The sequence below is a fragment of the Mycobacterium sp. 1274761.0 genome (assembly GCF_001668615.1).
GTDB lineage: Bacteria > Actinomycetota > Actinomycetes > Mycobacteriales > Mycobacteriaceae > Mycobacterium.
The window spans coordinates 40,288-48,772 of sequence record NZ_LZMC01000027.1 but is presented as its reverse complement, the minus strand read 5'-3'; the positions used below and the strand labels follow the sequence as shown (position 1 = coordinate 48,772).

The window sequence follows — 8,485 nt, the reverse complement described above, 5'->3', positions numbered from 1 at the left end:
GGCCCGTCGTGGTCCCGGTGGTCGTGCCGTCGTCCCGGTCGTTGTCCCCGTCGTTGTCCCGGTCGTTGTCCCCGTCGTTGTCCCGGTCGTGGTCCCGGTCGTCGTGCCCTCGGTACCTGGCGTGGTCCCTGTCGTCGTGCCTGTCGTCCCCGTTGAAGCGCCGGTCGTGGCGCCCGTGGTCGTGCCCGGGTTCACGCCCGTCGTCGTACCGGTACGGCCGGTCGTCGAGCCGGTCGTGCTGCCGGTGTACGGTCCGTTCGTGGTGCGGCCTCCGGTATTTCCGCCGCTCTTGGGCGCCAGAGCGGGCGGAGGCGACACAGCAGGCGGAGCCACGGACGGCGGCACCCCCGCTGGCGCTTGCTGGGGCACCACGGTCTGCTGCACCTGCTGCGGAAGCTGCTCCTGCTCACTGCTGCCGGTCAACGTATAAGCGAGGCCGCCGCCGACCAGGGCGGCGATAACCACTGCACCTGCGATCGCAATGGTGCCCATGGGCAGCTTCGCCCCGCCGGGAGCGGGCGCGGGTTCTTGCAGGTACTGCGGTTGCGGCGCGTACTGCGGCTGCGCGTAGGAGGGCTGGGGCGGATATTGCTGATAGGGATCGGGGCCGTAGTTCTGGGGTGGCTGCTCGTACTGTGGGCCTTCATGTGACCACGCCAGCGCGTCAGCCCTTCCCGTAGCCATCTCTCCCATATCCGCTCGCCTGGTCGCATCCGCGTCCTGGGCATATCGCTGGGTGGGATCGTTCGGGTTGCCGCCGTAGGGGGGCCTGGGTCCTGTCATCGGTCTGTCCTTGCTGAGTCCTGGGTCGCGTGTGGCCCGAAAACGCCGTGCGGTAGGCATGCCACGCAGCGGGGGTGGGCCCCGACGATGTGAGCTAATCAAACTACGGCCCGTCGAGATATGAGGCGTTTCCCTATGTTTCGGCTTGCCGGTCAGGTCGTGAGCCGAATCTGGCCGGAGCCGACTTATCATTCACGTGCTGTCAAGCAAACCTTCGTGCAGGCAGGCGGGATGCCGGATATACCGTCACGCGTCCGTGAGATCGCGACCAGCGCGATGATCGTCGTGATCCTCGCCGTCGTGGTGCTGTTCAACCTGCCCGCAAGCGCCATCACGCGAGCCATGGCGCCTGTGGTCAACTCGATCGCGCTGCCCCTCGGCCTTGACCAGAACTGGGCATTGTTTGCCCCGAGGCCACCGACCCGCCAGGACAACGTCGAGGTGCACGTCTGGATGGCTAGTGGCGCCACCCGAACGTGGACGTTGCCGAAGGCGGACCCGGTGTTCGGCGTGCCGGCGGCCCACCGCTGGCGCAAGCTCAAAGAAACGCTTGTCACGACGCCTAATCTGCGCCCGGACTTCGTGCATTGGGCGGTCCGCAGCCTCACTCCTGCTGGTGACCGCCCGGTGTACGTCGAAATGGTCCTGCGGACCGTCGGCATGCCGCCGCCGGGCAGCAAAGCGACAGTTGAGACCGGGTTCGAGACGCTCTACACCGAGGATTTGGCGGGTCCTCGATGACTGAGATGACCCGGCCCGCCGGCGCGCTCGCTAGGGGGCTGTCGACGGGTTGGGAAACGTGGCGGGCGTTCTGGTTTCAGCCGCAGCAGATGTACACGCTGGGGTTGGTGCGCATCGCATTCGGCGCGCTTGTCATCGTGTGGACATTGTGGCTGCTGCCCGTCCGCAAATCGCTCCTCGGTCCGAGCGGCATCAGTGCTGCGCAGCCGTCCATCCCGGACACATGGGGCCTTTTCGCGCTGTGGAACAGCGACGAGGCGATCGTTATCGGGATCGCGGTGCTGTTGGTCGCCGCTGTCGCGATGCTCGTCGGCTGGCACAGCAGGATCGCGGCCGTCATTGTCTTCGTCCTCGTGCTGTCCTTCGAGCGCCGTAGCCCGTGGGTTTTCAATTCCGGTGATGCCTTGATCAGGATCGAGGCCCTTCTGCTCGCGATAGCGCCCTCTGGGGCGGCGTGGTCGCTCGACGAGCGGCGTCATTCGGGATCGTTCTGGGCGGCCCAGACACGACCGAACTGGCCCATCAGGCTGCTGCAAGTGCAGCTGTCGATCGTGTATCTCGCTGCGGTGCAAACGAAATTGGCGGGTCAGCCGTGGCTCGACGGAACCGCGGTGTCCTATGTGTTACGCATCGAGGACATGAAGCGCATTCCGGTGCCGCAATGGCTGGCGATGAATGCACCTGTGATGAATGCGATGACGTGGGGCGTACTCGCGATCGAGCTGGCGGTGGGAATCCTGGTGTGGTTTCCCCGGTTTCGGCCGTGGGTGCTGGCCGCTGGCATCGTCATGCACTTGGTGATCGATCTGACGATCCAGATCGGCATCTTCAGCTACGCGATGTTCGTGCTGTATCTCGCGTGGGCACCGCCCGATGCGGTGCGAATTCTGCCGCAGAAGGTGCGGACGCGGTTACGCCGTGGCTCCTAGTCGAATTCGATGAACGTTGGCTACTTCACCCGCAGCGGTCTGCCGAACCGCGCGTGCACACCCGGCGAGTACAGCGCCCGTAGCACAGCACCCGCCACCGGCACCCCGGCAGCGGCCATCAGGTCGTCGTCGAGCTCGAGCACCTCTGCCGACCGCAGCGGCCACTGCCCGTGCTCGTTGGGCACCCACCAGGTCCGACCGGCTCGGCGGGTGTGCGCGCCCCATCGCGCGGTCAGCCACGTCTCCAGCGGTGTCGGTTCGACCGGATCGCCGATCCGCACCTCCAGGCGGCTGCGCAGACCGCGCTGCGGCCATCGCCGCCGGCTGTCGTAGGAGACACGGTCGCCCGATCGCGTGAGGCGCATCCGCGCCCAGGTGTAGGGCACGCCGAGCGCCGCGCGCACGACGGGTACCACCGCCAGGCGGGCCGTCTCCAGCGAGCGGAAGATCACACCGTGCCGGCCGGCGTCGTCGACCGAATACAGCCGGACGTTGGTCTCGTGGAAAGTGCCGAAGTACGGCAGGGGTACCGCGCTGCCGATCGACGTGCGGCACATGGTGAACGCCACCAGCCCGGCATACGTCAGGCCGTCGACGACATCGGGACGGGTTCCCGCCGGGAACAGCCCAGCGACGGCGTCGGAGCGCACCGGCCAATGCACGAACGTCAGATCGGCCCACTGCTGGTCGAATGTCGCCGGGCGCGGAACAGCCGGCGCGGTGATCGGGAACCCGGCCAGTGGATCCACGTCCACATCGTGACACGCTGACGGGTGTGTCGACTCCGAAGTCAGCCCCGACGATCTGGTCGGCCGGCCGCTACGACGCCGTCGGTGAACGCATCGCTCCGATCGCCGCGGAGGTGGTCGCGGCCGCACGGCGGCGCGGGCCGTTCCACGAGGTCGCTGACTTAGCCTGCGGCACCGGTAACGCCGCGCTCGCGGCGGCTGCCGTGGGCGCTCACGTAACGGCCGTCGACGTGACGCCCGAGTTGATCGCGATCGGCCGGCAGAAGGCCCAGCGGATCGGCCGCGCCGTGGCGTGGGTGACCGCCGATGCGGCCGACACCGGTCTACCAGGCGGGTCGTTTGACACCGTCGTGTCGAACATGGGGATCGTCTTCGTCGAACCAACCACCCAGGTCGCCGAAGTCGCTCGGCTGCTCAAACCTGGTGGGGCGCTCGCTTTTTCGTCATGGGTGCGCGATGCGAACAATCCGTTCTTCGGTCCGATCGTCGAGGTGGTCGGGCCGCCACCGACTTCGGGGTTCGCGCCCGACCAGTGGGGTGAGCCCGAAACGGTCCGCGACAGGCTCGCGGCCGATTTCGTCGACGTGGAAATCGCGCGGGGCAGCCACCCGTGGCGGTTGGGCACGCTCGACGAGGCGGTTCGATTTGTGACACAGGAGTCCCCGATGCACGTGTCGGTGTTCTCATCGGTCGACGGCTCACGACGTGACCGGTTGATCGCCGCCTTCACCGAGACGTTCGATGCTCATGTCGGCCGCGACGGCATCGTCGCCTACGACGCGCCCTACGCGGTGGTGACCGCGCTGCGGCGGTGAGGTCCTAGAGCAACGTCGCCTGCTCGGCCTGCGGCTCGGCCGGTTCGATCAGCTCGGGCCCGTTGTTGCGGATGCTATTCACCAGCCGCGAGACCTCCCGGATCTCGATGCGGTCGAGGTCACCATGCCCGCGCAGCAACCCCTCGTCGATCAGCGCGTCGGGGTCCAGCCAGCGGTCCCAGTCGGCCGGGCTGATGGTCAACGGCATCCGATCGTGGATCTTGGCCAGCGGACCGGCCGCGTCGGTGGTGATGATGGTGCAGCTCAACAACGGCGGGCTGTCCTTCGGTGCGCTCTTGGGCCGCCACGTCGACCAGAGTCCCGCCATGAACAGCGGTTCGCCGTCGGAGCCGTACATGTAGAAGGGGGTTTTGGCGCCCTTCTCACCGCGCCATTCGTACCAGCCGTCCATCGGCACCAGGCAGCGCTTGTTCTTCGCCGAGTTGCGAAACGCGGGCGAGCTGGTGACCTTCTCGGCGCGCGCATTGATCAGCAACGGGCCCTTCGTGTCGGGGCTGCCGTCCTTGGTTTCCTTGGCCCACGGCGGCACCAAGCCCCACCGCATCGAGCGCAACCGCCGCGTCGACTCGTCATCGGGTTCGGTGTGGCGTTTGACCACCGTGCTGATCGTGGTGGTCGGCGCGACGTTGTAGTTCGGGCTTGCGGCGTCTTTGCCTTTGAGCGCCGCCGTGGTCTCGTCGATGGCCTGGATCTTCTGGGCCAACAGCGCCGGATCGGTGGTTACCGCGAATCGCCCACACATATCTCCCATGGTGGCAGAAAAGTCCGACAGGGCAGGATGGCAGCGTGGAGGAGCACATGAAACTGTGGCAGGCACCGACGATGTCGTCGCCCGTGCATGCCACGGTGACGGTGCCCGGCTCCAAATCACAGACGAACCGGGCGCTGGTGCTGGCCGCGCTGGGCACTCCGCACGGCACGTCGACGATCGGCGGCGCGCTGCGTAGCCGCGACACCGACCTGATGATCGGGGCGCTGCGTACCCTCGGCGTCACCGTCGGCGGCGAGGTCAGCGAGCTGACGGTCGGCGGTCGGATCGACCCGCCCGGCGACGCCACGATCGACTGCGGGCTGGCGGGCACGGTGTTGCGCTTCCTGCCGCCGGTGGCGGCGCTGTCCACGCGCGCCGTGGTGTTCGACGGTGACGAGCAGGCGCGCGCAAGGCCGATCGCGCCGCTGTTGACCGCGCTGCGCGGGCTGGGCGTGGCCATCGACGGCGACGGCCTGCCGTTCACGGTGCGCGGCGACGGATCGGTAGCAGGCGGCACGGTGGAGATCGACGCGTCGGCGTCGTCACAGTTCGTCTCCGGGCTGCTGCTGTCGGGCGCGTCGTTCACCGAGGGGCTGACCGTCATGCACACCGGGGACGCGGTGCCGTCTGCCCCGCACGTGGCGATGACCGTGTCGATGTTGCGCGACGCCGGCGTCGACGTAGACGACACCAAGCCCAACCGCTGGCGCGTCTCCCCCGGCCCAATTAACCCCCGGCACTGGGCAATTGAACCGGACCTCTCCAACTCGGTGCCGTTCCTGGCCGCCGCCGTGGCCAGCGGTGGCATCGTGCGGATCGCGGGTTGGCCGGCGGTCAGCACGCAACCGGCCGACGCGATTCTCGCCATCCTGGAGAAGCTGGGCACTATCGTGCGGCGCAGCAGTTCCTACCTCGAGGTGCAGGGCTCGCAGGCGTATGGCGGCTTCCACGTCGACCTGCACGACGTCGGTGAGCTGGCGCCATCGGTTGCGGCGCTGGCGGCGCTGGCCACTCCGGGCTCGGTGTCGCAGCTGACGGGTATCGCGCATCTGCGCGGCCACGAAACCGACCGGCTTGCGGCGTTGAGCGCCGAGATCAACGGGCTCGGCGGCCAGTGCGAGGAGATCGACGACGGTCTGGTCATCACCGCCCAGCCACTGCATGGCGGCCGATGGCGGTCCTACGCCGACCACCGGATGGCGACGGCAGGTGCGATCGTCGGGCTGCGGGTGGCCGGCGTCGAGGTAGAAGACATCGGCACCACGGCCAAGACGCTGCCCGACTTTCCGCAGTTGTGGGCCGACATGCTCGCCGGACAGTCATGAGGGCACACAGGGCGTGAGCACCAGGGACTACGACGAGTCCGACGTCCGCATCCGGCCGGGTCGGGGATCCAGGCCACGCACGAAGACCCGCCCCGACCACGCCGACGCCCAGGAAGCCATGGTCGTGACGGTCGATCGCGGGCGGTGGGGCTGCGTGCTCGGCCGGGATCCCGATCGACGAGTGACCGCGATGCGGGCGCGCGAACTCGGTCGCACCCCGATCGTCGTCGGTGACGACGTCGGCGTGGTGGGTGATCTGTCCGGACGGCCCGACACACTGGCGCGCATCGTGCGACGCGGAGAGCGGCGGACGGTGTTGCGGCGCACCGCCGACGACACCGATCCGACGGAGCGCGTCGTCGTCGCCAACGCCGATCAGCTGTTGGTCGTCGTCGCGCTGGCCGATCCGCCGCCGCGGACCGGTTTCGTCGAGAGGGCGCTGATCGCCGCCTATGCGGGCGGGCTCACCCCCATTTTGTGCCTCACCAAGACCGACCTGGCACCCGCCGAGCCCTTCGCCGCTCAGTTCGTCGACCTGGACCTGACGATCGCGACGGCGGGCCGTGACGACCCGCTCGACTCGGTGGCCGGGCTGCTGGCCGAAAAGGTGACCGTGCTGCTGGGCCATTCCGGCGTCGGCAAGTCGACGTTGGTGAATCGCCTTGTGCCCGAGGCGGACCGGGCGATCGGTGAGGTGTCCGGCGTCGGTAAGGGGCGGCATACGTCGACCCAGTCGATCGCGTTGCCGCTGCAGGGCAGCGGCTGGGTGATCGACACGCCGGGTATCCGCTCTTTCGGGCTGGCCCACATCGAGCCCGACGATGTGCTGCTGGCCTTTTCCGACCTGGCTGAGGCCATCAAGGACTGCCCGCGGGGCTGCGGTCATCTCGGGCCGCCCGCCGACCCGGAGTGCGCGCTCGACACCCTGACCGGGCCCGCGGCGGGGCGGGTGGCGGCGGCGCGCCGACTACTGACCGCATTGCGCGAGGGCTGACCCGCTTCAGCTCGACAGCAGTCGTCAGAGGATCGGGCGGCCGCCGGTGACGGCGACCCGCGCGCCCGAGATGTAGCTGCCGTCGTCAGACGCCAACAGCACATACACCGGCGCGAGCTCGGCCGGCTGTCCCGCACGGCCCAGCGGCGTGTCGTCGCCGAAGTTCGCCACCTTCTTCTCCGGCATCGTCGCCGGTATCAGCGGTGTCCAGATCGGGCCTGGCGCAACGCTGTTCACGCGAATGCCCTTCTCCCCCAGTAGCTGCGCCAGGCTGGCCGAAAAGTTCGCGATGGCCGCCTTCGTCGCGGCGTAGGGCGCCAGCGTCGGCGACGGCATGTCGGAGTTGACCGACGAGCTGCCGATGACCGACGAGCCGGGAGCCATATGGGGCACCGCTGCCTTCACCAAGTAGAAGTAGGCGCCGACGTTCAAGCGGAACGTGTAATCCCACTCCTCGTCGCTGATTTCGTCGAGGCTCTCGTGGGTCATCTGGTAGGCCGCATTGCTGACGAGCACGTCGATCCCGCCGAACTCTTCGGCGGCGCGCTCGACGACGGAGCGGCAGTGCGCGGGGTCCGACAGGTCACCGGCCACCAACACGCAGCGCTGGCCCGCATCCTGCACCAGCTTTTCGACCTCTTCGGCATCATCATGCTCGTTGAGGTAGGCGATCAGCACATCGGCACCCTCGCGCGCATAGGCGATGGCCACCGCGCGGCCGATTCCGCTGTCGCCGCCGGTGATGATGGCGCGCTTGCCCTTGAGTCGGCCCGAACCGCGATAGCTCTTCTCACCGCAGTCCGGCACCGGCTCCATGGTCTTCTGGATTCCGGGCGGCTCCTGTTGCTGTTCGGGAAACCCCATCAGCGCCCTCCTGTCGGTTCGAGCCGGGTGTAGGTGTGCTCATATACCCCGATATGGCCTGCGCAACCTTCGTCGAGAAGGAATCAGGCCCTCCCCATTTCGGGGAGGGCCTGGGCGGTGGTGACTATGAGACGCCGTTGAGGTGATTGATGTGCCAGATGCCGTGGTGGGCGCGCCAGCCCGGCTTGGCCTCCGGGGCCGGCGTGGCCTTGACCGTCGGGGCGTAGGAGTAGCCGGGGCCGCTCGGCCCGGTCGCGGTAGCGGCGCTGGCCATGCCCGCAAGGCCGACGGCCGCGCCGCCGAGCAGGCTTCCCCCGACCGTCAGGAAGACGAGGTAACGGGCGAAGACGTTCTTGATCATTTCCAATCCTCTTGTGAGAGTGCGCTTTTCATTTGCCTACCGGTGTGTCCCGGTGATGACTCAAGATTGCCGGAGGACGGCGGCGCAGTCTGTCGGGCGATCGGCGGCCGAATCGGATGAACCTGGTGTCCCCCGATCGGTGGACATAAATC

General features: G+C 68.0%; 9 protein-coding genes and 1 pseudogene. 5 read left to right on the top strand and 5 right to left on the bottom strand.

The features are described 5' to 3' along the window. Positions 1 to 783: pseudogene (locus A5651_RS25640) on the bottom strand (hypothetical protein); the annotation flags it as partial. A gap of 231 nt (positions 784 to 1,014) precedes the next feature. Here A5651_RS25640 and A5651_RS04825 point away from each other — a divergent pair. Together A5651_RS04825 and A5651_RS04820 are read left to right on the top strand one after the other, a co-directional pair. After that, on the top strand, positions 1,015 to 1,524 hold the full coding sequence (locus A5651_RS04825; protein ID WP_156662612.1) for a hypothetical protein: 510 nt from the start codon (positions 1,015 to 1,017) through the stop codon (positions 1,522 to 1,524). After that, positions 1,521 to 2,453, top strand: coding sequence for an HTTM domain-containing protein (locus A5651_RS04820; RefSeq protein ID WP_066976093.1), 933 nt, complete (start codon positions 1,521 to 1,523; stop codon positions 2,451 to 2,453). Before A5651_RS04825 ends, A5651_RS04820 begins: the two co-directional genes overlap by 4 nt. 20 nt (positions 2,454 to 2,473) lie before the next feature. Here the strand turns inward: A5651_RS04820 and A5651_RS04815 are convergent, their stop codons facing one another. After that, complete coding sequence (locus A5651_RS04815) at positions 2,474 to 3,208, bottom strand: YqjF family protein (RefSeq protein WP_369803911.1); 735 nt, start codon at positions 3,206 to 3,208, stop codon at positions 2,474 to 2,476. 20 nt (positions 3,209 to 3,228) lie between these two features. Between A5651_RS04815 and A5651_RS04810 the strand changes: the two genes are divergently transcribed. Next, entirely contained in the window at positions 3,229 to 4,017 is a 789-nt protein-coding gene (locus tag A5651_RS04810) for a class I SAM-dependent methyltransferase (protein WP_066976091.1), read from the top strand. 4 nt (positions 4,018 to 4,021) lie between these two features. Here A5651_RS04810 and A5651_RS04805 read toward each other — a convergent pair whose 3' ends face one another. Then, positions 4,022 to 4,780, bottom strand: a complete 759-nt coding sequence (locus A5651_RS04805) for an SOS response-associated peptidase (RefSeq protein ID WP_197496542.1) — start codon at positions 4,778 to 4,780, stop codon at positions 4,022 to 4,024. A gap of 56 nt (positions 4,781 to 4,836) precedes the next feature. Here A5651_RS04805 and aroA point away from each other — a divergent pair, with 56 nt between their 5' ends. Together aroA and rsgA are read left to right on the top strand one after the other, a co-directional pair. Further along, the gene (gene aroA / locus A5651_RS04800; RefSeq protein ID WP_066976087.1) at positions 4,837 to 6,114 is read left to right on the top strand and encodes a 3-phosphoshikimate 1-carboxyvinyltransferase; all 1,278 of its coding nucleotides are present in this window, start codon (positions 4,837 to 4,839) and stop codon (positions 6,112 to 6,114) included. 13 nt (positions 6,115 to 6,127) lie between these two features. Further along, positions 6,128 to 7,108: a ribosome small subunit-dependent GTPase A gene (gene rsgA, locus A5651_RS04795; protein ID WP_066976085.1), complete on the top strand. Its 981-nt coding sequence runs from the start codon at positions 6,128 to 6,130 to the stop codon at positions 7,106 to 7,108. Positions 7,109 to 7,132: 24 nt separating this feature from the next. Here the strand turns inward: rsgA and A5651_RS04790 are convergent, their stop codons facing one another. Further along, positions 7,133 to 7,972: an SDR family oxidoreductase gene (locus A5651_RS04790; RefSeq protein ID WP_066976083.1), complete on the bottom strand. Its 840-nt coding sequence runs from the start codon at positions 7,970 to 7,972 to the stop codon at positions 7,133 to 7,135. A 124-nt stretch (positions 7,973 to 8,096) separates the two neighbouring features. Continuing rightward, positions 8,097 to 8,333, bottom strand: a complete 237-nt coding sequence (locus A5651_RS04785; RefSeq protein ID WP_066976081.1) for a hypothetical protein — start codon at positions 8,331 to 8,333, stop codon at positions 8,097 to 8,099. Positions 8,334 to 8,485: the final 152 nt, after the last annotated feature.

What these genes read in the sequence shown, in the direction of transcription:
- A5651_RS04825 (WP_156662612.1), top strand. Translation starts at nt 1,015, where the DNA reads ATGCCGGATATACCGTCACGCGTCCGTGAGATCGCGACCAGCGCGATG.
- A5651_RS04820 (WP_066976093.1), top strand. Translation starts at nt 1,521, where the DNA reads ATGACTGAGATGACCCGGCCCGCCGGCGCGCTCGCTAGGGGGCTGTCG.
- A5651_RS04805 (WP_197496542.1), bottom strand. Translation starts at nt 4,780, where the DNA reads ATGTGTGGGCGATTCGCGGTAACCACCGATCCGGCGCTGTTGGCCCAG.
- aroA (WP_066976087.1), top strand. Translation starts at nt 4,837, where the DNA reads ATGAAACTGTGGCAGGCACCGACGATGTCGTCGCCCGTGCATGCCACG.
- A5651_RS04790 (WP_066976083.1), bottom strand. Translation starts at nt 7,972, where the DNA reads ATGGGGTTTCCCGAACAGCAACAGGAGCCGCCCGGAATCCAGAAGACC.
- A5651_RS04785 (WP_066976081.1), bottom strand. Translation starts at nt 8,333, where the DNA reads ATGATCAAGAACGTCTTCGCCCGTTACCTCGTCTTCCTGACGGTCGGG.